The following is a 19,410-nucleotide window of genomic DNA, read 5'->3' as shown; positions in this document are numbered from 1 at the left end:
ACGTTAATCACGCCGACGGCGGCCTCGGCGGCGAAAGCTTGCTGGTCGGAGGTTTCGCTCTACGCTTAATGAGCGCCACGACGGTGCGCCCATCAGCCATTCAGGAGGAAGTATGCAGACGATTCCCGCCGCGGTACTCGACGATCTGGCCCCGCAAGGCGTGTTGCGCGCGGCGATCAACTACGGCAATCCGGTGCTGGCGCAGGCCGGGGCCGGTGGCAAACCGCAAGGCGCTTCGGTGGAGCTGGCCGCCGCGCTGGCCCAGGAGCTGGGTGTGGCGCTCGAACTGGTCACCTATGACGCGGCGGGCAAGGTGTTCGCCGACCTGGACAGCGGCGCCTGGAACCTGGCGTTTATGGCCATCGAGCCGGTGCGCGCGGCGCAGATCGCCTTCAGCGAGCCCTACGTGATCATCGAGGGAACCTATCTGGTGGCGAACGACGCGCCTTACTTTGAGGTGGCGCAGCTCGACAGGCCGGAGGTGCGCATCGCGGTCGGCCAGGGGGCGGCGTACGATCTGTTTTTATCGCGCACGCTGCAGCAGGCGCAGCTGGTGCGGGCGGCAACCTCCGCCGAGGCGATCACGCTGTTTTTCGAACGGGGGCTGGAGGCGGCGGCCGGCGTGCGTCAACCGCTGCTGGCCGCCGCGGCCGCCCATCCCGGCTACCGGGTGCTGGACGGGCATTTCACCGCTATCCGCCAGGCGATGGCGGTGCCGCGGCAAAAAACGCAGGGCGCCGCCTACGTGAACGATTTTATCGAGCGCTGCAAAGCCAACGGGCTGGTGAAGGCGGCCTTGCAGCGCAGCGGCCAGGGCGAGGTGACGGTGGCGCCGCCGGCCGCCTCGGCGTGATCAGTCCAGCTCCACCGCGTACTGTTCCACCGGGGTGATTTTCTTGATCAGCTTGTTGTCGAACAAGAACTGTTCGTAAGCCTGGTAGCGGGCCCGATCCAGCTTGGCCGGATCGCGTGCGAACAGCGGCAGGCTGGCTTGCCACGCCTGTTTGTTCAGCTCGGTATTCAGCTCCGGGTGCGCCTTGGCGAACGCCAGCCAGGTGTCCTGCGGGTGCGCATGCAGGTAGTCGCTGCCTTGCTTCAACGCGGCGAGGAACTTGCGGATTTTCGGTTCGTTCACCGCATCGCGGTGGGCGACGATGATCAGCTCGTCGTAGGCCGGCACGCCGTAATCTTCGACGTTGAACACCACCGGCGTCTTGCCCTGCAGCTTCAGTTCCAGCGCTTCGATGTTGCGGTAGCCGCCGATCACCGCATCGACCTGGCCCGCCAGCAGGGCGCTGGTCAGCTGGAAGTTGACGTTGATGAGCTTGATGTCCTGCGGCTTGAGGTGCTCGTGTTCGACCATGGTGGCCAGCGTCGCCTGTTCGATGCCGCTGACCGAGTAACCCACCGTTTTGCCTTTGAGAGCCGCCGGCGACGTGATGTTTTTATCCAGCGCGATCACCGTATTCAGCGGCGTGTTGATCAGCGTGCCGACGCGCATCAGCGGCAGGCCCTGATCGGCGAAGAAATGCAGCTGCGGTTGGTAGGTGATGGCGAGGTCGGCCTGTTTGGCGGCCACCAGCCGCGGCGGCAGCGCCGGATCGGACGGCGGCACGATCTTGACGTCCAGCCCTGCGGCCTTGAAGGCGCCGATCTGCTCGGCCACCACAATCGGCGCGTGATCGGGGTTGATGTACCAGTCGAGCACCAGCGTCAGCTTTTCGGCCGCGCCGGCCTGGCCGGTGATGGCGGCGCCCAGCAGCAGCCCGCACACGGTTTGTTTGATCATGGTCGTTCCTTTATCCCTGGTTATGGTTGCAATCATCAGTCGTTTTCCGGCGCCCAGGCGATCAGGCGTCGCAGCAGCGCATCCACCGCAGCCCACAGCAGCACGGTCATCAGCACCAAAATAAACAGCGCGGCGAAGCAGACGTCGGTCTGCATGCGCGCGTTGGCGTTCAGCATCACGTAGCCCAGCCCTTCGGCCGAGCCGACCCATTCGCCGATGATGGCGCCGATCGGCGCGACGGCGGCGGCCATGCGCAGGCCGGAGCCGAAGGCCGGCAGCGCCGCCATCAGCCGCACGTGCCGCAGCTGCGCCCAGCGCGAAGCGCGCATCGTGCGCGCCAGATCGAGATAGTCGTTGTTGACCCGGCGCAGCCCGTCGAAAAAGGCCGACACCACCGGGAAGAAGATCACCAGCACCGCCATCGCCACCTTGGCGCTCATGCCGAAGCCGAACCACAGCACCAGCAGCGGCGCTAGGGCGAACACCGGTATCGCCTGGCTGGTGAGCACCAGCGGCATCAGCCAACGCTGCAGGCGCGGCGAGAAGATCATGCACAGCGCCAGCGCCGCGCCGAGCAGCACGCCCAGCGCCAGCCCGCTGACGATCTCCGAAGCGGTGACCAGCGTGTGCCAGGCGAGGTAGCCGCGCCCGTCCCACAGCGCCTGCGCCACCGCGCTCGGCGTGGGCAGCAGAAAGGCCGGAATGCCGCTTTGCGCCGCCAGCCACCACAGCAGCAGCAGGCCGACGAACACCGTCAGCCCGCGCCGTAGGCGGGTGAAGCCGCGCTCTTTGGCAATATTCATTGCGCGGCCCTCACCAGCTGTTGCAGCAGCTCGGCCTGGCTTCTCAGCAGGTCGGCGTCATCCGGCGCGCGCGGCGGTTGCCCGCTGATGCGGTGGGTGTCGTCGAGGCCCAGCGGCCAGGGCGACAGCACCAGCAGCCGGTGGCTCAGGCGGCAGGCCTCCATCGGATCGTGGGTGATCAGCAGCACGGTGTTTTGCGCCAGCAGTTCGGCGGCCAGGCTCTGGATCTCGGCGCGGGTAATGGCGTCCAGTGCGGAAAAGGGTTCGTCCATCAGCACGATCGGCTGGCGTTCGTAGAGCGTGCGGGCGATGGCGGCGCGCTGGCGCATGCCGCCGGACAGTGCGGCAGGCAGGCTGCGGCCATGAGAGGCCAGGCCCACGCGCTCCAGCAGGTGCGCCGCCCACGCCCGGTCCGGCGTTTCGCCGCGCAGCCGCGAGCCGAGGGCGACGTTCTCCTCGACGGTCAGCCACGGGTAGAGCAGGTCTTTTTGCCCCATGTAGGCGATGCGCCCGGTGACCGGCAGGCCGTCGCTGCCGGTCACCGTGCCCGAGGTAGCCCGTTCCAGGCCGGCGATGATCTTCAGCAGGCTGGTTTTGCCGGCGCCGCTGGCGCCGAGCAGGGCGACGAAGCTGCCACCGACGATGTCGAAGCTCAGCCGGTCGAAGACGATTTGCTGACCGAAACGCAGGCTGAGATCCCGCACCTGGATGCCGGGCGGGCGAAGCGGGGAGGTCATGAGGCGTTCAGCCCCATCTGCCAAAATGCCGATTCCAACTGGGTGGCGGTGGTGAAAATCTGCGCCAGCTCGGTGAGGCGGCCTTGTGCGCCGCGCTGGTGGCCGACGGTCTCGAGCAGCTCGATGGCGGCACGCACGCCGGCCAGATAGCCCTCGTCGCCGTAGTTGCGGATCCAGGAGGCGTAAGGATTGCCCTCCATTTGGGTGGCGGGATCGTGCAGCAGCCGCAGGCCGATTTCGGCATAGCCGGCCACGCAGGGCAGCAAGCCGGCCAGCAGATCGAGGGCGTCGCCGGCATGGCCGATATCCAGTACGTAGCGGGTGTAGTTCATGGTCTCCGCCGCTTCCGGCTGGGCGGCGATCTGCGCTTCGCTCAGTCCCCATTCGGCGCAGTAGGCGACGTGCAGCGGCAGTTCGGCGACGATGCCGTTGAGCGACGCGGTGGCGGCGCGCATCTCCGGCAGGGTGCGCAGCTTGCTGACCAGCAGCGCGTAGGCGCGGGCGAAGTGCAGCAGGAACAGGTAGTCCTGGGTCAGGTAGCGGCGAAAAGCGCGTTCGGGCAAGGTGCCGGCGGCCAGCTGCTGCAGAAACGGGTGATCGACGTAATCTTGCCAGTGGCTGCCGGCTTGTTGGCGCAGCCGGCCGTAAAGACCGCTTTCGAACAGGGTAGTGATGGACATGGGACCTCCTTGAGTCAGTGGAGATCCGGGCACGCTGGGGTATGAACAGGCAACGGGTGAGAGCGTTGTTGCCTAACCGTCCCTTCGCTGGCATGACCCAGATCAGGTTCAAAGGGTTCGGCTTGCGCCATCTCAGCCCGTAACAGGACACCCCTCGGAGCTGCTTGTTATACGACATTTGTTTTTTGATTACAATCGCCGGGCGGCGCGGCGGCAATCGGTTCGTTTAGTGCGATCGGGGGCGATTTTGCTGGCGCAGAGCGCGCGATTTTTGTCACTGTAGGCCGATGATTTTGCCTTTGAGGACGATTCCCGATGAAAAAGATTGGTTTTCTCTCGTTTGGCCACTGGTCGCCTTCCGCCCAGTCCGGCACCCGTTCCGCAGCGGATGCGCTGCTGCAGTCCATCGATCTGGCGGTCGCCGCCGAAGATCTGGGGGCGGACGGCGCCTATTTTCGCGTACACCACTTTGCACGCCAGCTGGGGTCGCCGTTCCCGCTGCTGGCCGCCATCGGCGCCAAAACCCAACGCATCGAGATCGGCACCGGCGTGATCGACATGCGTTATGAAAACCCGCTGTACATGGTGGAAGACGCCGGCGCGGCGGATCTGATCGCCGGCGGGCGGCTGCAGCTCGGCATCAGCCGTGGCTCGCCGGAGCAGGTGATCGACGGCTGGCGCTATTTCGGCTATGCCCCGGCCGACGGCGAGACCGACGCGGACATGGCCCGCCGCCATACCGAAGTGTTCCTGGAAGCGCTGCGCGGCGAAGGGTTCGCCGAACCCAATCCGCAGCCAATGTTCCCGAATCCGCCTGGGCTGCTGCGGCCGGAGCCGTTTTCCGCCGGGCTGCGCGATCGCATCTGGTGGGGCGCCGGTTCGAACGCCACCGCTGTCTGGGCGGCGAAGCTGGGCATGCACCTGCAAAGCTCGACGCTCAAGAACGACGAGACCGGCGAACCCTTCCACATCCAGCAGGCCAAGCAGATCCGCGCCTACCGCGCCGCCTGGCAAGAGGCCGGCCACACGCATGAGCCGCGGGTTTCCGTGAGCCGCAGCATCTTCGCGCTGGTGGATCAGCGGGATCGCAACTACTTCGGCGGCGGTGGCAAGGAGGGCGATCAGCTCGGATATATCGACGCGCAGACCCGGGCGATCTTCGGCCGCAGCTATGCCGCCGAGCCGGACGTGCTGATCAAGCAGCTGGCGCAGGACGAGGCCATCGCCGAATCGGATACGCTGCTGCTGACCGTACCTAACCAACTGGGCGTGGATTACAACGCCCACGTCATCGAATCGATTTTAACCCATGTCGCGCCGGCGCTCGGCTGGCGCTAAACGGAGGAATGGCATGTCACGCATTTTCATTACCGGCTCGGTAGACGGGCTGGGCCGCGCCGCCGCGCAAAGGCTGTTGGACGAAGGGCATCAGGTGATTTTGCATGCGCGTGAGCCCGGCCGTCTGGACGCGGTGCGCGATCTGCTGGATCGCGGTGCGCAGGCGGCGATTGGCGATCTGTCCGATGTGCAGCAGATCCGGCAGCTTGCCGAGCAGGTCAATCGCCTCGGCCGCCCGGACGCGGTGATCCACAACGCCGGTATGTTTACCGGGCCGCAGGTGATGCCGGTGAACGTCGTTGCGCCCTACCTGCTGACGGCCCTGATCGAGCGCCCCAAGCGCATCGTCTACCTGAGCAGCAGCATGCACTTTGACGGAGCGCCGGAACTGAACGGCGTAGACTGGCTCGGCGGCGCTGCGGGCTCCTATTCGGACAGCAAGCTGTTCGTCACCGCGCTGGCCGCCGCCGTGGCGCGCCTGTGGCCTGACGTGATCAGCAGCGCGGTCGATCCCGGCTGGGTGCCGACCAAAATGGGCGGCGCGGATGCGCCCGACGATCTGGCGCTGGGGCATGTGACGCAGGCGTGGTTGGTGACCAGCGATGAGCCGCAGGCCCTGGCGTCCGGCGGCTATTGGCACCATCAGCAACGGTTCGATCCCCACGCCGCGGTGCACGACGAGGCGTTTCAATCGGCGCTGCTGGCGCAGTTGGCGCGCGCCGGCGGGGTGAGCCTGCCGCAGGCTTGAGGGCAGTGCTTTGTTGGCCCGTCGGTGCTTGTCGGCGGGCTTTTTTATGCCCGCAGGGTGAACCGGCGAGGCTTTTCTTATACAGTGGCTGTCTGACCTGTTTTGCTCGTTCTTCTTATTATCGCCATGCATACATTCCTGATTATCGTCCCTGAAGGGGGCATGCTGTTCGAGGCGGCGGGCATCGCCGATATCCTGATGCAGGCTAACCGCCTGAGCCCTGCCGAGGCGCCGCTGTATCAGATCGCGGTCGCCACCACGCAATCCCATCGGGTGGTACACGGCCTGTCCGGGCTGAGCCTGTTGGCCGACCATCGCCTGGCGGATCTCGATCCGGCCCTGCCGCGCGATACCGTCATTGTCGCCGGTAAAGGGGCGACCGAAGAAGAGGGCGCCCTGGTGGCGGATTGGCTGCGCCGCGCCGCGCCACAGGCGCGCCGTATCGCGTCGGTCTGCGGCGGGGCTCTGCTGCTGGCCGAAGCCGGATTGCTGGACGGGCGGCGGGCGACGACCCACTGGCGGCTGGCGGAAACGCTGCAGGCGCGCTTCCCGCGGGTGCAGGTCGAGAACGGCCCGATCTACGTGCAGGATGGGCCGATTTGGACCTCCGGCGGCGTCAGCTCAGGCTTCGACCTGACGCTGGCATTGGTGGAGGACGACTACGGCTTCGTGCAGGCGCGCGAAGTGGCGCAGGATCTGGTGATGTTTCTGCGTCGCCCCGGCGGACAGGCGCAGTTCAGCCGCTACCCGCTCAACCAGGCCAAATCGCCGGGCCCGATCCGCGACCTGCAGTCCTGGATCCTGGAAAACCTCGCCGACGATCTCAGCGTCGATCGGTTGGCCGAACGCGTGGCGATGAGCCCGCGCAACTTTACCCGCGTATTCAGCCGTGAGACGGGCATTTCTCCCGCCAAATTCGTCGAAGAAGGGCGGTTGCATACCGCCAGGCAGCGCCTCGAGCAGAGTGCGGAGGGCATCGAACAGATCGCGCTGGCCACCGGCTTCGGCAACGGCCTTAACCTGCGGCGGGTGTTTGAGCGCAAACTGCAGCTGACCCCGAGCGAATACCGCGAACGCTTCCACGCGCGCAATTTGGCGTAAATTGATCGGTAAACGTCATTTACGCCGCCTCGGGGCAAGGCTAGATTTGAGGCAAAGCCCAAAACGAGGAGAGCATCATGGTGAAAGTAGGCATTAACGGCTTCGGCAGGATCGGGCGCAACGTGCTGCGCGCGGCGCTGGGGCGCAGCGATTTTGAAGTGGTGGCGATCAACGATCTGACGGACAGCAAAACGCTGGCGCACCTGCTGAAATACGACACGCTTTCCGGCACGCTGGCGGCCAGGGTGGAAGCTGGCGACAACCAGCTGTTGCTGGACGGCCGGCCGATCCAGGTGTTTTCGCAGCGCGATCCCGCCGAGATCCCCTGGAGCAGCGTGGGCGTGGACGTGGTGATCGAAGCGACGGGCTTCTTTACCGATAAAGCCAAGGCGGAAGTGCACATCACGCACGGCGGCGCCAAGCGGGTGATTATCTCGGCGCCGGCCAAGAACGACGACATCACCATCGTCATGGGCGTTAACGACCAGCTCTACGATCCGGCGCTGCATAACGTGGTCAGCAACGGCAGCTGCACCACCAACGGGCTGGCGCCCGCCGCGCAGGTGCTGCATCAGGCCTTCGGCATCGAATACGGGCTGATGAACACCACTCACGCCTATACCAACAGCCAGGCGCTGCACGATCAGCCGGAAAAAGATCTGCGCGGCGCGCGGGCGGCGGCGGAATCGATCGTGCCTTACTCCAGCGGCGCGGCCAAGGCGCTCGGCAAGGTGATCCCGGATCTCGACGGCAGGTTGACCGGTTACTCGCTGCGGGTGCCGGTGCCGGTCGTCTCGATCGTCGATCTGACGGTGACGCTGAAACGCCCGGCGACGGTGGAGGAGATCAACGCCGCTTTCCGCGCGGCGGCGGCGTCCGGCCCGCTGAAAGGGATCCTGGGGTACAGCGATGAACCGCTGGTGTCGAGCGACTACCGGGGCGATGCGCGCTCGTCGATCATCGACGGCCTGTCCACGCTGGTCATCGGCGGCAACCTGGTGAAAGTGCTCGCCTGGTATGACAACGAATGGGGCTTCTCCAACCGCTTGGTCGATCTGGCGCTGCTGATGGAAAAACGCGGGCTGTAAATGCCCCATAGCAAAAAGCCCGCTTAAGTTTCCTTAAGCGGGCTTCTCTAAATATGGCTCCTCTGACTGGACTCGAACCAGTGACATACGGATTAACAGTCCGCCGTTCTACCGACTGAACTACAGAGGAATCGTGTGAACGGGGCGCATCATATCCAGCGGCCCCGGGTGTGTCAACGCTAAATTGCCTCGAGTGGTGCGACTGCTCGGTATCTGAGCAATGCGCCCGTCAATCAGCCCATTGCGCGTCGTTTTCTGCCTGGGCGCGCAGCAGGCGCGCCAGCGGATCCTGGCGGTAGAAGCGGCAAAAGTGCTGATACAGCGCCGGGAAGCGTTCGGCTAGCAGCTCGGGGGCGCTGAAAAAATACTCCGACAGCACGGCGAAGCACTCGGCCGCATCGGTGGCGGCGTAGGCATCCATGCTGGCGGCCTCTTCACCGACCATGTCGATTTCATCCTGCAGGCTTTCCATCGCTGCGTGCAGATCGTGCTCCCAAGCGGCCACTTCGCGCAGCGGGATCGGCGGTACGCCGGTGGCGACACCGCCGTTGCGCATATCCAGTTTGTGCACCGCTTCGTGGATCACCAGATTGAAACCGGAAAGATCGAAAGAGTCCTGCACGTCTTGCCAGTTGAGCACGATCGGCCCCTGTTCCCAGCTTTGGCCGGACTGCACTACCGGCCCCGAGTGCACCAGGCCAATTTCGTCCTGCCATTCGTCTTCCACCACGAACGGAGTGGGATAGAGCAGAATTTCGTTGAAGCCGTCGAGGCACTCCGCGCCGAGTTCCAGCACCGGCAGGGCGAACAGCAGGGCGATGCGCGCCTGCATTTGCGAGGTGAGCTGCAGCCCCTGCAGCGGCACGATGCGCTTTTGCTGCAAGATCTGCCCGGCAACGGCCACCAGCCGCTGCCGCTCCTGCTCATTCAGCGGCGAGAGCAGCGGGATCGCCAACGCGTCCTGCCACTGGGCCTGAGTGTCTGCCTGGGGTTGAGAGGGTTGAGTCGCTTTCCACGGCCATTTAATCATCAGGTTGCTCGTAAACTCATCACTTGAACGTTCAGCGGTATGCTAATGCTGTAAAAATGCCGTAAAAGCGGGCATGATAGCAAGCGTTGTTAGGAGAGATGCCGGAGCGGCTGAACGGACCAGTCTCGAAAACTGGAGTAGGGGCAACTCTACCGGGGGTTCAAATCCCCCTCTCTCCGCCACTATTCAATCACTTACGAATAAATCTTTCAACGATCCCCATCACAATAGCGCTGGCCTGGCGCCAAATCACTGAACGTCAATCCACTGCCTGCTGCTGATCTTCATCGGGTATTCGCGCGTCATCGTCATATTGGTATTCCGTCATCTTAAGCTCGCCCGACTTTCACGCTTCCAGCGCACTTTGAATATAGCGTTGCGGCGACACGCCCAGTTTTTTGCGAAACATGGCGATGAATGCGCTAGGGCTGGCGTAACCCAGTTCGTGGGCCAGCTGACCCACGGCCACGCCGCGCGCCAGATTGCATACCGCCTCCAGCAAGCGAATTTGCTGGCGCCATTCGGAAAAGCTCAGCTGCGTCTCTTCGCGAAACAGCCTCGCCAGGGTGCGTTCGCTGGCGCCGACCTTTTTCCCCCACCAGGCGAGCGTTTCGCCATGGCCCAATTCGCGGCACAAAACATCGCATACCTGGCGCAGGCGCCGGTCGTTCGGCAGGGCCACGTGACACAGTTGGCCACTTTGCATGCGTTGAAACTCATCGCTCAGCAGATTTTGAATGAGCGTAAGCCGTTCGGCGGAAATGGCGTTTTCAAGCCCGGCGGCAATCAGGGGATGCAACAGGGGAGTGGCGCTCAGCCCCTGGGGCCGTGCGCCATAGCGGCGAGAAAAGGGTGGCGTAAAGTAGATGTTGTGCGTCACAACGTCATTGATGGCTTCCAAACCGTGCGGTGTGCCGCTGGGGAGCCAAATGGCGCGGCCCGGCGAGAGCAGCCAGATATGCTGCGCGGTGGCGATTTTCGCCACGCCGCGCAGCGGCAAAATCAGCTGCCCCTGCTCATGCTGATGGACGGGCTCTTGGCTGCCGGGGCTGTAACGCAGCTGACGCAGGCCTTCAATACCGTGATGGGATGTCATATTTACCCGCCTCTGTCCGGTTCTCACCATTTGTGTCTATTGCTGCGATAACGGACAACGTTTGTCCGTCTGGCGACATCCTGACTGTCGGTAGCGCCATTCTGCCATGAACGGGCTTCTCTTTTAAAGTTGAATAATTATCATTTCTATAAAATTCTACTAACAGTCGGAAAGGCGATGAGACAGATGGGCAAATTTTTCAGGGAAAAACCGTTGAAAGTGCTGGTATATACGATAATCGCAGGCTATAGCGGGCAAGCGTTTACCGCGGATGGCGGGCAGAATACCACAAAAGAAGAGACGCTGGTGGTGAGCGCGGCAGCGTCTCAGGATCAGGATGACGGGAGCACGCTGGTGGCGCACGGTGCCGCCTCTGCGACGAAGTCAAACCAGCCGATTAGCCGTACTTCACAGAGTATCTCGGTGGTGACGCAAGCGGAGATTGACGCGCAAGCGGCGAAAAACGTCCCGCAGGCGCTGCGCTATGTTTCCGGCGTCAACTCGGAGAGCGCCGGGCCGGATACCCGTTTTGACACCATCATCGTGCGCGGTTTTGAAGCCGACGAGTACCTGGACGGTCTGCGGCTGCCCCGTGAAGCGTGGTGGAGCCGCCCGGCGTGGGATCCGTTTCTGTTGTCGCGTATCGAAGTGGTCAAAGGCCCTTCCTCGGTACTGTATGGCCAGGCGAATCCCGGCGGGATCGTCAACCTGATCAGCAAAACGCCGCAGGCGACCCCGTCCGGTGAGGTTTATGTCAGCACGGGCAACGAAAATCAGTTTGGCACCGGCGTCGACGCCACCGGGCCGCTGAACGATAACGGCACGCTGTTGGGGCGCGTGGCGGGGACCTTTTTTGATACCGAAACCCAGGTCGATCATACCCGCTATCGGCATTATGACATCGCGCCGTCGCTGACGTGGCAGCCGAATGCGCACACCAGCCTGACGATTATTTCGCAGCTGCGCAAAGATCCGGACAGCGGGTTCTACAACCAGATGCCGCTTTCCGGCACCTTGACGCCTAACCCGTACGGCCACATCTCGACCCGTTTTTACGGCGGCCAGCCGGGCTTCGACAAGTACGAACGCCAGCAGGGCAGCATCGGTTACCAGTTCCGGCACGATTTCAACGATACGGTGACTTTCCGCCAGAATCTGCGTTACCTCAGCAGCACCGGCGACTATCTGATGGTCTATCCATGGGGTGTGCATGCGGATGCGCCGCTCATCGATCGCTATTCGATGAACCTGAAGGAGAGCATGACCAACTTCGCGGTGGATAACCAGGCTGAATTCCACTTTGATACCGGTCGGGTGAAACATACGCTGCTGACTGGGATCGACCGCATGCACACCTCGGTGCGCAGCCAGTCGGGCTACGGTGACGCCAGCCCGATTAACTTCCTCAACCCGGACTATAGCGTGCCGGTGGCCATACCGCCGCTCGATAGCAGTACGCACAATACGCTCGATCAAACCGGGCTCTATCTCCAGGACCAGCTCGAACTGGGAGGCTGGATCCTGAACCTGGCCGGCCGTTACGACGCGGCGAAAACCAAAAGTATCGACCTGCTGAACGACACTCGCACCGAGCGCAACGATTATGCAACGACCGGGCGCACCGGGCTGCTGTACCACTTCGATAACGGATTGGCGCCTTACATCAGCTATTCCACGTCGTTTGTGCCGAGCAGCAGCAATGACTTTTACGGCCACGCCTTTAAACCGACCGAAGGCAAGCAGACGGAAGTGGGGTTGAAATACGATCCGGTCGGGCTGGATGCCTTGTTTACCCTGGCGTTGTACGACCTGCGTGAAACCAACGTGGCGACCGCCGATCCCGATCACCCGAATTTCAGCGTGCAGACCGGCGAAGTGCGCTCGCGCGGGGTTGAGCTTGATGGCCGCATCAATATCACGCCGGCGTGGTCGGTGCTAGCGTCGTACAACCTGACCGATCCGAAAGTGCTGAGCGCCAACGACGATACGCAGGGCAAGCGTCCGGTGGGCATTGCGCGCAATACCGCCAAGCTCTGGAGCCAGTATGCCTTCGACGGCGCGCTTGACGGCGTGACGCTGGGCGGCGGCGTGCGCTATGTCGGCACCAGCTACGCCACCTCGGACAACGGCCTGAAGGTGCCGGCGGCCACGGTCTACGATGCGCGCGTCGGCTATCAGTGGCGCCAATGGCAGCTGGCGCTCAATGCCGCCAATCTCGGCAACAAAACCTACCTGGCTTCCTGCTCCAACAATGGCTGCGAGTATGCGCTGAAACGCCAGTACATCGCGACCCTCAGCTATAAGTGGTGACCGATGCTGTCGCGACGCAGGTTGTTGACCGCTCTCCTGTTGGCCCCGCTTTACGCGCGGGCCGACGTCGGCCGGCCGCCGCAAAAGCTGGCCGTGTTGGATTGGGGACTGACGGAAATTCTGTTGGCGCTGGGGGTGACTCCGGCGGGCGTCTCGGCGCCGGATTGGTATCGTAAGCTGATCCCGACGCCTGTGCTACCTGCGTCGGCGTTGGATCTCGGCCTGCTGTTCCAGCCCAATCTGGAAACGCTGTACGCACTGCGGCCGGACGCGATTGTCATCACGCCGCAGCATGCGTTGCTGAAGCCGGCGCTGGAACGCATCGCCCCGACGATCACGCTGCCGGCTCATGGGCTGGCGGAATTCATCAGCGCTGCCCGGCAATTGGGCGAACGGCTTCAGCGGCAGCCTCAGGCCGCGCAGATATTGACCAGTCTGAACGGCAAGCTGAGCCGCGCCTCGCTGCTGGCGCGGCAGGTTGAACGGCCGACGCTGCTCGCCGCCCCGGTAGATGCGCTGCACCTGCGGGTATACACCGCAGGCAGCCTTCCCGGCGACGTATTGGCCGTCTGCGGGCTGCGCAACGGATGGCATGGCGGCGCGGGAGCGGAAGGCAGCGTACTGGTGGAGCTGACCCGCATCGCCGATCTGAATGCGCGGCTGATGCTGTTGACGCCTGACGATCAGCGGGAGTCGGTGTCTCAATGGCGCCAAAGCCCGCTGTGGCAACGTCTGCCGCTGACCGCTGCGCACAACCTGAACCTGATAGAAGAAAACATCAGCGATGCCGGCGCCCTGATAACCGCCGGGCGCTTTGCCGATATTTTTACCGGGATGATGATGAGGTGGCGTGATGCATGAGTCTTTCTCCCGCCGTCTTTCCTGGGGGGTAATCGCCGCGTTGTGGCTGACGTCGTTGCCGTTGGCGCTGGCCGATATTCATCGGCAGGGCGGCATTGTCGCGTTGTTCTCCGATCATAATCTCGACCCGGCGGCCATTATCCTGCATAGCATGTGGTTGCCGCGTCAGGGTATGGCGATGGTGGGGGGCGCGACGCTGGGGCTGTGCGGCTGGTTAATGCAGCGTGCGCTGCGCAATCCGTTGGCGGAGCCGATGACGCTCGGCATGACCGCCGGGGCGACGTTGGCGATGGGGCTGGCATCGTTGTGGTTGCCGTCGCTGCTGGTCGGCGCGCGCACCGCCGTGGTGATTGCCGGTGAGATTGCGGCGCTGGCGTGCGCGCTGGCGCTCAGCTGGCGTCAGCGTATGTCGCCGCTGGCGATGGTGCAGGCGGGCATCATGATCAATTTGTGGTGCGGGGCGCTGACCTTGCTGATCGCCATTATCAACGATCGCTTTTTACTTCAGGTGCTGATGTGGGGAGGCGGTTCGCTGGCGGTGGAAGACGGGCAAATTCTGCTGCGGATGTTGCCGTGGCTCGCCGTCTGCGTAGTGAGCCTGTTGTTCTTGCTGCGCCCGCTTGAACTGCTGCAACTGCCGGAAACCGTGGTCAGCAGCCTCGGCGCATCGCCGGTGCGCATCCGTGCCGCCGCGGTGCTGCTGGCGCTGACCATGAGCGCCCTCATCATTAACGCGGTCGGCGTCATCGGTTTTTTGGGGCTCGCAGCGCCTCATCTGGCGCGCTTTGGCGGCGCGCGAACATCCCGGCAAATGGTGTTGCATACGGCACTCATCGGTGCGGGCCTCCTGTGGCTGACCGATCTTTGCGTCTCTCGCGTGTCGCTGGAGAGCGGCCAACTGCTGCCCGTCGGTATGCTGACCGCCCTGACCGGCGGCCCGTTGCTGATGCTGCTGGCGCGTTTTGCACGGCAGCAAAGCATCGATCTTGCGCCGCCGTTGCCGGTGTCGCAGGGCTCGCATCAACGACGGTTCATCTGGTTGTCGGCCGGCGTTCTGGCTGTGGGGATCGTGGTCTCTTTATGTTTCGGCCACGGATTGCAGCATTGGCACTGGGTGGAAAGAGGGGAACTGGCGAACCTGCTGCCATTGCGATTGCCACGCCTGCTGGCGGCGGTGAGCGCCGGTGCGCTGCTGGCAGGGGCCGGCGTGTTGATGCAGCGGGTGAGCGGGAATCCGCTCGCCAGCCCGGAAGTGCTGGGTATCGGCGGTGGTGCGGCCATGGGCGTTACGGCCTTTGTGTTTTTGCTTCCCGCTGGCGGCAGTGGCTGGCTGTTGGCGAGTAGCCTGGGGGGCGCGCTGATAAGCCTGTTGCTGACGTTGTGGAACAGCCGTCGAAGCGACTTTAATCCGCAGCGGGTATTGCTCAATGGTTTGGCGCTGAATGCGCTATGCCAGGCAGCGGTCAGCATCGTCATGCTCAACAATCTTGCCGCAAGTGCGGTGTTGTTGCCGCTGATGACGGGCAGTACCTATTACGTCGGCGCGTCGTTGGCCGAAGGCGTGTTTGTCATCACGCTGGTTCTCCTGGCGCTGATGCCGCTGTTCCGCCGCTGGCTGGTGCTGTTGCCGATGGGCAACGTCGCCGGCGCGCTCGGTGTGCCATTGCCGCGCGCACGTTTCAGCGTGCTGGCTATGGCGGCAGTCATGACCGGGCTGGCGACGTTGCTGGTCGGCCCGGTGTCTTTCATCGGTCTGCTGGGGCCGCATCTGGCGCGCAAGATGGGTGCGAAAGGGCCGCTGATGCAGCTTTACACCGCCGCGCTGTTGTCATCCGCCATCATGACCGTTGCCGACTGGCTGGGGCGCAATGCCCTCTACCCGCGCCAGCTGCCGGTCGGGTTGGTGGCGTCGCTGATCGGCGTCCCCCTACTGGTATGGCCGTTAATTCGCAATAAGACTTTCCAGTCAAAACCATAAAAAGTGTGAGTATGAGCAAGGAATTCAGCATGTCGGTATTGATGATGTTGTTTCGTATGGTGCGCGGTTGGCTACTGCTCGCCGTGGTCGCCGGTGTCGCCAGCGGGCTGTGCAATGCCTCTTTGCTGGCGATGATCAATCATGGTCTGGCGCAATCCAATGAGACGTCATGGCTGAGTCCGGGAGGCGATTTTGCGTTACTGACGCTGTTGATGTTGGCGACGCGCGTGGTTTCTCAAACCACGTTTATGGCGCTGGGACAAAAGGTGAAGGCACGCTTGCGCAGCGAACTGGTGCAAGACGTCAGCGAAACGCGCTGGCTGCTGTTGGAAAAAGCGGGGATGGCAAAAACGCTGTCGGTGCTGACACAAGATCTCGATACGCTGGTGGTGTTTTTCGTCAACCTGCCCAATCTGCTGATTTTCGGTGCCGTTATCGTTGGCTGTCTGGTTTACCTTGGCAGCCTGTCATTGAGCGTACTGGCGCTGGCATTGGCGGTGATTGTCTGCGGCAGCCTGGGCTACCGCGCCGCGCACGGCCCCGCGATGCGTTTGTTGCGCCGATCGCGTCAGCGCGAAGATACGCTGATTCAGCAATGCAAAAAATTGTTTGACGGCGCGAGAGAGTTTCGACTTAACGCGGTGCGCCGCCGTCAATTCGTCAGCGGTGAACTGGCGCAAAATATTGACGCGGTTCGCCGGGAGAGAACCCGCGGTTACGTGTTGTACGGTTTGGCGAGCAGTTGGGGAAGCGCGCTGTTTTTCGCTTTCATCGGCCTGGTGCTGTTTAGCTTGCGCGACGGACTGGCTTTGGACGAGCGGGCGCTTACCGGCTATATCATGGTGTTTCTGTATATGATTGTGCCGGTCGAAGGGCTGTTATCCGCCTTGCCCACCCTGGCTGGCGCGAGAGTGGCCATGCAGCGGGTACAGTCGCTGCGCGAGCAACTCAGGCCCGACGTTCCGCAGCGCCATTTTACGCCTCCCCCTTTTGCTTCGTTGGCGTTGGATAATGTCCATTACCAATATCAGAACGAAGAAGGGGAACATTTCACCCTTGGCCCGCTGAATATGCACATTGCACCCGGTGAACTCATTTTTATCGTCGGCGGCAACGGCAGCGGCAAGACGACGTTGGCGAATCTACTGGTGGGAATTTATCCTCCCGATAACGGCGCGATTTTGCTTAACGGCGAGCCGATCAGCGACGATCTTTTGGAGATGTACCGTCGGCATTTTTCGGTGGTGTTCAACGACTTCTTTCTTTTTGACGATGTGGTGTTCGTCACTGAGCGCACGCAAAAGCAGGTCGAACATCTACTGCGCCTGCTGAAGTTAAGTCATAAAGTCAGTTTTGCCCACGGCCGTTTTTCAACAATTGCGCTCTCTCAGGGGCAGAGAAAACGGCTGGCTTTACTGCAGGCGTGGTTGGAAGAGCGCCCGGTTTATCTGTTTGATGAGTGGGCCGCCGATCAGGATCCTGAGTTTAAGGCGGTGTTTTACCTTGAACTCTTGCCGATGCTGAAGGCCGAAGGCAAAACGGTCATTGCGATTACTCACGATGATCGCTATTTCTACCTGGCGGATCGCATCATCAAGCTGGAATCGGGGCAGGTGGTCCCATCGATGAGTGGCGCGCCGTCATGATGCTCATCGTTTTCACCCAGCAAGATATTTGGCTTTTTTCCCTCATGCTTGATGATTCGCCCCGGCTTTCCTCAGGAAAGTGAATGCGGTGATAGTGTACTGTTGCCCGCGGGTAAGGTAATTTGCTGATGGCAATGATGACTGACGCGGGGACCAACGGACATGAACGAAAGAATCGACTATCACATCGAGAAATACCATTTCGCGCCGTTGGATGAGGCCCCCAGGCTCGCGCACCAGTGGAGCGAGGTGCTGAACGAGTGCCGCGAGACGCAGGCCGGGGCGGAAGAGCGTCTGCGCATTGCGCTGCTCAACGTGGACTACGTGACCAGTTTTGAACTGCCCTTTCGCTTATTGCTGGTGCGGGCGCCGCAGCTGATCGCCGGAATACGGGATGAGATGCCGCTCAGCCAGAAGAATGTGGTGTTCAACGGCAAGCGTTTCGGCTGTGTCTACAGCCTGAAAAGCGATTTGAGCGGCGTGCCTGAGGCTTTCCAATACGGCCTGTCGACCCGTATTCACCGAACATCTGCGTCGGGCGTGGATGCGCTGCCTTACCGGGAAATCGCCAAAGCGCTCAAGGCGCCGCGTGAGCGACTCAGACTGGCGCTGGAGCAAGGGCTGCCGGTAACGGCGCTGGACGGATTGTTCTGGTTCGGCATCCAGCGCATTGCCGCCGAGGTGCGCAGGCTAAGAAAAACCGGCATGGCGATCGTGACGGCGGAAACGGAGATCTTCGACACCCTGACCGGCACCACGCGTAAGGTCCCGGTGTACCGCCTGGCCGAGAGTTAGTTGTCGTTTCAGCAGAGAGGAGGTTCACATCAGGAACCTCCTTAATAATGGTACCGCTTATCGATAGGCTTCATTGCGCGCAATCGCGTATTTCCCGCTGCCCAGCAGCAGGATGGCAAGCCCGCCCATAAAGAACACCAGTTCGTTTTCAATGCCCCAGGCGCCGACGTCAGTGACGCTGAACACCTTACCGGTACCGACCATCAGAAACGCCACCACCAGCGTCAAGGCGTAAACCAGCGCGGCGGGGCGGGTGAACAGCCCCAAAATGATCAGTATCGGCGCCAGGATCTCGCCCACGTACACGCCATAGGCGATGAAGGCGGGCAGCCCCTGTTCCTGCAGCGCGCCGGCGATCCAGCCGACGCCATGCTGAATTTTCGCCACGCCGTGAAACAGCATCAGCCCGCCGAAGGTCAATCTGAGCGCCAACTTGCCGGCGTCCGGGCGATCAAAAAGACGAGTGAATGCCGCATTCAGTGATTTAACCATGGCCTTTTCTCCTGAATAGGAATGATTTTCAATCAATGTACCAGCCAGGTGAATGCGAAAGATGTCCTGGATCAGTAAAACGGCGGGCTTTACGCCGAATTACCGGGTGAGGTTTAACGGGCGCTTCGCGCGGCAACGCAGGCTGTCCCCGCGACTCAAATCGCGGTAAAATGCAGCAGTTCACCTTATCGCACGCCATCAGGCCGCCGTACTCGCTATGAAAATGCGCAAACCGCGCCGTCCGCCCGGGCGGTGGATTTATTACATCCTGCATGAAGACATGCTGTGGCCCTGCCCGGTCAAATGGGAGTGGGAGAGCGGCTATAACGCCTGGCTGCCGTTTTACTATTCCCCCACGTTGGAATTCGTCGCCGGCAACCCTGCCCGCGCCACCAAGGTCAGCAGCGGCCGGCGCTAAGCGTGCTGCCCGCCTTGCCGCCTGGCATCCGCTCACCTAAGATCATTGCATCACCCACAGGTTTCCGGGAGCACCCATGTCTACTCTGTTTCGCACGTCTCTTTGCGGCGCGGTGGCGTTGCTGTTTGCGGGTTGTCAGCAGACGGCGCATCAACCGGCGCCGCCACTGCAGGCGCAGTTGGATCACATCACGCTGATGTTGGCCGGCGGGCACTTCCTGCGCGTAGACTGCGGGCGCAGTGAAGTGCCGGACGATGTGAAATTGCAACGCACCGCGATGCGTGCGGCGCAGCATCGCGGCTGGGATACGCATGCGGCAGGGTATCGGCAGTTGCCGGCACTCACCCAGGCGCGTTACCTGACTTTGCAACAGGATAATCAGCTGCTGACGGACAAATGCACCACGCTCAGCCGCAGCACCGCGCGCTTTATCGCGGCGGCGCAGGCCGATCAGGAAGACTACATGGAGTAGCGTTGCGGTAAGTCTGTCGGGCGCTCGC

19 protein-coding genes, 2 tRNA genes and 1 riboswitch are annotated in these 19,410 nt (G+C 62.4%); of the genes, 13 read left to right on the top strand and 8 right to left on the bottom strand.

Annotated elements, in window-relative coordinates:
* Window positions 1-112: 112 nt before the first annotated feature.
* Window positions 113-853 (top strand): transporter substrate-binding domain-containing protein, encoded by a 741-nt coding sequence (locus C9411_RS04015; RefSeq protein ID WP_063990443.1) that lies wholly within the window; start codon window positions 113-115, stop codon window positions 851-853.
* On the opposite strand, the gene C9411_RS04010 is transcribed toward C9411_RS04015, so the two are convergent.
* Genes C9411_RS04010 through tenA form a run of 4 tightly spaced genes read right to left on the bottom strand, consistent with a single transcriptional unit; the run spans window position 854 to window position 4,009 of the window.
* On the bottom strand, window positions 854-1,789 hold the full coding sequence (locus tag C9411_RS04010; RefSeq protein ID WP_063990442.1) for an ABC transporter substrate-binding protein: 936 nt from the start codon (window positions 1,787-1,789) through the stop codon (window positions 854-856).
* 35 nt (window positions 1,790-1,824) lie between these two features.
* Window positions 1,825-2,592: an ABC transporter permease gene (locus C9411_RS04005; protein ID WP_063990441.1), complete on the bottom strand. Its 768-nt coding sequence runs from the start codon at window positions 2,590-2,592 to the stop codon at window positions 1,825-1,827.
* A complete protein-coding gene (locus C9411_RS04000) occupies window positions 2,589-3,329 on the bottom strand; it encodes an ABC transporter ATP-binding protein (protein ID WP_063990440.1) in 741 nt (246 codons plus the stop codon). The genes C9411_RS04005 and C9411_RS04000 overlap by 4 nt, the downstream gene beginning before the upstream one ends.
* Window positions 3,326-4,009: a thiaminase II gene (gene tenA, locus C9411_RS03995; RefSeq protein WP_063990439.1), complete on the bottom strand. Its 684-nt coding sequence runs from the start codon at window positions 4,007-4,009 to the stop codon at window positions 3,326-3,328. The genes C9411_RS04000 and tenA overlap by 4 nt, the downstream gene beginning before the upstream one ends.
* Before the next feature lie 62 nt (window positions 4,010-4,071).
* Window positions 4,072-4,174, bottom strand: a riboswitch (TPP riboswitch).
* A 150-nt stretch (window positions 4,175-4,324) separates the two neighbouring features.
* Here tenA and C9411_RS03990 point away from each other — a divergent pair.
* From C9411_RS03990 to gap, 4 genes are all read left to right on the top strand, one after another.
* Window positions 4,325-5,347 carry an LLM class flavin-dependent oxidoreductase gene (locus tag C9411_RS03990; RefSeq protein WP_107226462.1) on the top strand — a complete coding sequence of 341 codons (1,023 nt, stop codon included), beginning with the start codon at window positions 4,325-4,327 and terminating at the stop codon, window positions 5,345-5,347.
* A 13-nt stretch (window positions 5,348-5,360) separates the two neighbouring features.
* Window positions 5,361-6,095, top strand: coding sequence for an SDR family NAD(P)-dependent oxidoreductase (locus tag C9411_RS03985; RefSeq protein WP_107226461.1), 735 nt, complete (start codon window positions 5,361-5,363; stop codon window positions 6,093-6,095).
* Between the two features lie 126 nt (window positions 6,096-6,221).
* Window positions 6,222-7,196: a GlxA family transcriptional regulator gene (locus tag C9411_RS03980; protein ID WP_107226593.1), complete on the top strand. Its 975-nt coding sequence runs from the start codon at window positions 6,222-6,224 to the stop codon at window positions 7,194-7,196.
* A gap of 77 nt (window positions 7,197-7,273) precedes the next feature.
* Window positions 7,274-8,284, top strand: a complete 1,011-nt coding sequence (gene gap, locus C9411_RS03975; protein WP_063990436.1) for a type I glyceraldehyde-3-phosphate dehydrogenase — start codon at window positions 7,274-7,276, stop codon at window positions 8,282-8,284.
* 54 nt (window positions 8,285-8,338) lie between these two features.
* Here the strand turns inward: gap and C9411_RS03970 are convergent.
* Window positions 8,339-8,414, bottom strand: a tRNA-Asn gene (locus tag C9411_RS03970).
* 99 nt (window positions 8,415-8,513) lie between these two features.
* Window positions 8,514-9,314: a DgsA anti-repressor MtfA gene (gene mtfA / locus C9411_RS03965; protein ID WP_107226460.1), complete on the bottom strand. Its 801-nt coding sequence runs from the start codon at window positions 9,312-9,314 to the stop codon at window positions 8,514-8,516.
* A gap of 92 nt (window positions 9,315-9,406) precedes the next feature.
* Here mtfA and C9411_RS03960 point away from each other — a divergent pair.
* Window positions 9,407-9,496, top strand: a tRNA-Ser gene (locus C9411_RS03960).
* Window positions 9,497-9,660: 164 nt separating this feature from the next.
* On the opposite strand, the gene C9411_RS03955 is transcribed toward C9411_RS03960, so the two are convergent.
* Window positions 9,661-10,410, bottom strand: coding sequence for a helix-turn-helix domain-containing protein (locus C9411_RS03955; protein ID WP_107226459.1), 750 nt, complete (start codon window positions 10,408-10,410; stop codon window positions 9,661-9,663).
* Window positions 10,411-10,596: 186 nt separating this feature from the next.
* On the opposite strand from C9411_RS03955, the gene C9411_RS03950 reads away from it, so the two are divergent.
* The 5 genes from C9411_RS03950 (at window position 10,597) to C9411_RS03930 (ending at window position 18,000) form a co-directional block, all read left to right on the top strand.
* On the top strand, window positions 10,597-12,720 hold the full coding sequence (locus C9411_RS03950; RefSeq protein WP_107226458.1) for a TonB-dependent siderophore receptor: 2,124 nt from the start codon (window positions 10,597-10,599) through the stop codon (window positions 12,718-12,720).
* A gap of 21 nt (window positions 12,721-12,741) precedes the next feature.
* The gene (locus C9411_RS03945; protein WP_233221867.1) at window positions 12,742-13,581 is read left to right on the top strand and encodes an iron-siderophore ABC transporter substrate-binding protein; all 840 of its coding nucleotides are present in this window, start codon (window positions 12,742-12,744) and stop codon (window positions 13,579-13,581) included.
* Window positions 13,574-15,559, top strand: coding sequence for a Fe(3+)-hydroxamate ABC transporter permease FhuB (gene fhuB / locus C9411_RS03940; protein WP_107226456.1), 1,986 nt, complete (start codon window positions 13,574-13,576; stop codon window positions 15,557-15,559). Before C9411_RS03945 ends, fhuB begins: the two co-directional genes overlap by 8 nt.
* 11 nt (window positions 15,560-15,570) lie before the next feature.
* On the top strand, window positions 15,571-17,205 hold the full coding sequence (locus C9411_RS03935) for a cyclic peptide export ABC transporter (protein WP_233221866.1): 1,635 nt from the start codon (window positions 15,571-15,573) through the stop codon (window positions 17,203-17,205).
* A 162-nt stretch (window positions 17,206-17,367) separates the two neighbouring features.
* Window positions 17,368-18,000, top strand: a complete 633-nt coding sequence (locus tag C9411_RS03930; RefSeq protein WP_063990434.1) for a helix-turn-helix domain-containing protein — start codon at window positions 17,368-17,370, stop codon at window positions 17,998-18,000.
* Window positions 18,001-18,057: 57 nt separating this feature from the next.
* On the opposite strand, the gene C9411_RS03925 is transcribed toward C9411_RS03930, so the two are convergent.
* Window positions 18,058-18,492: a DoxX family protein gene (locus tag C9411_RS03925; RefSeq protein WP_063990433.1), complete on the bottom strand. Its 435-nt coding sequence runs from the start codon at window positions 18,490-18,492 to the stop codon at window positions 18,058-18,060.
* A gap of 217 nt (window positions 18,493-18,709) precedes the next feature.
* Between C9411_RS03925 and C9411_RS03920 the strand changes: the two genes are divergently transcribed.
* A complete protein-coding gene (locus C9411_RS03920; RefSeq protein WP_016927170.1) occupies window positions 18,710-18,910 on the top strand; it encodes a hypothetical protein in 201 nt (66 codons plus the stop codon).
* Window positions 18,911-18,986: 76 nt separating this feature from the next.
* Window positions 18,987-19,382, top strand: a complete 396-nt coding sequence (gene gspS / locus C9411_RS03915) for a type II secretion system pilot lipoprotein GspS (protein ID WP_107226454.1) — start codon at window positions 18,987-18,989, stop codon at window positions 19,380-19,382.
* The last annotated feature ends 28 nt before the right edge of the window (window positions 19,383-19,410 follow it).

Origin of the sequence: Serratia sp. Nf2 (genome assembly GCF_003028435.1) — a bacterium.
Taxonomy (GTDB): Bacteria; Pseudomonadota; Gammaproteobacteria; order Enterobacterales; family Enterobacteriaceae; genus Serratia; species Serratia marcescens_L.
This window is presented reverse-complemented; position numbering and strand designations above follow the sequence as displayed.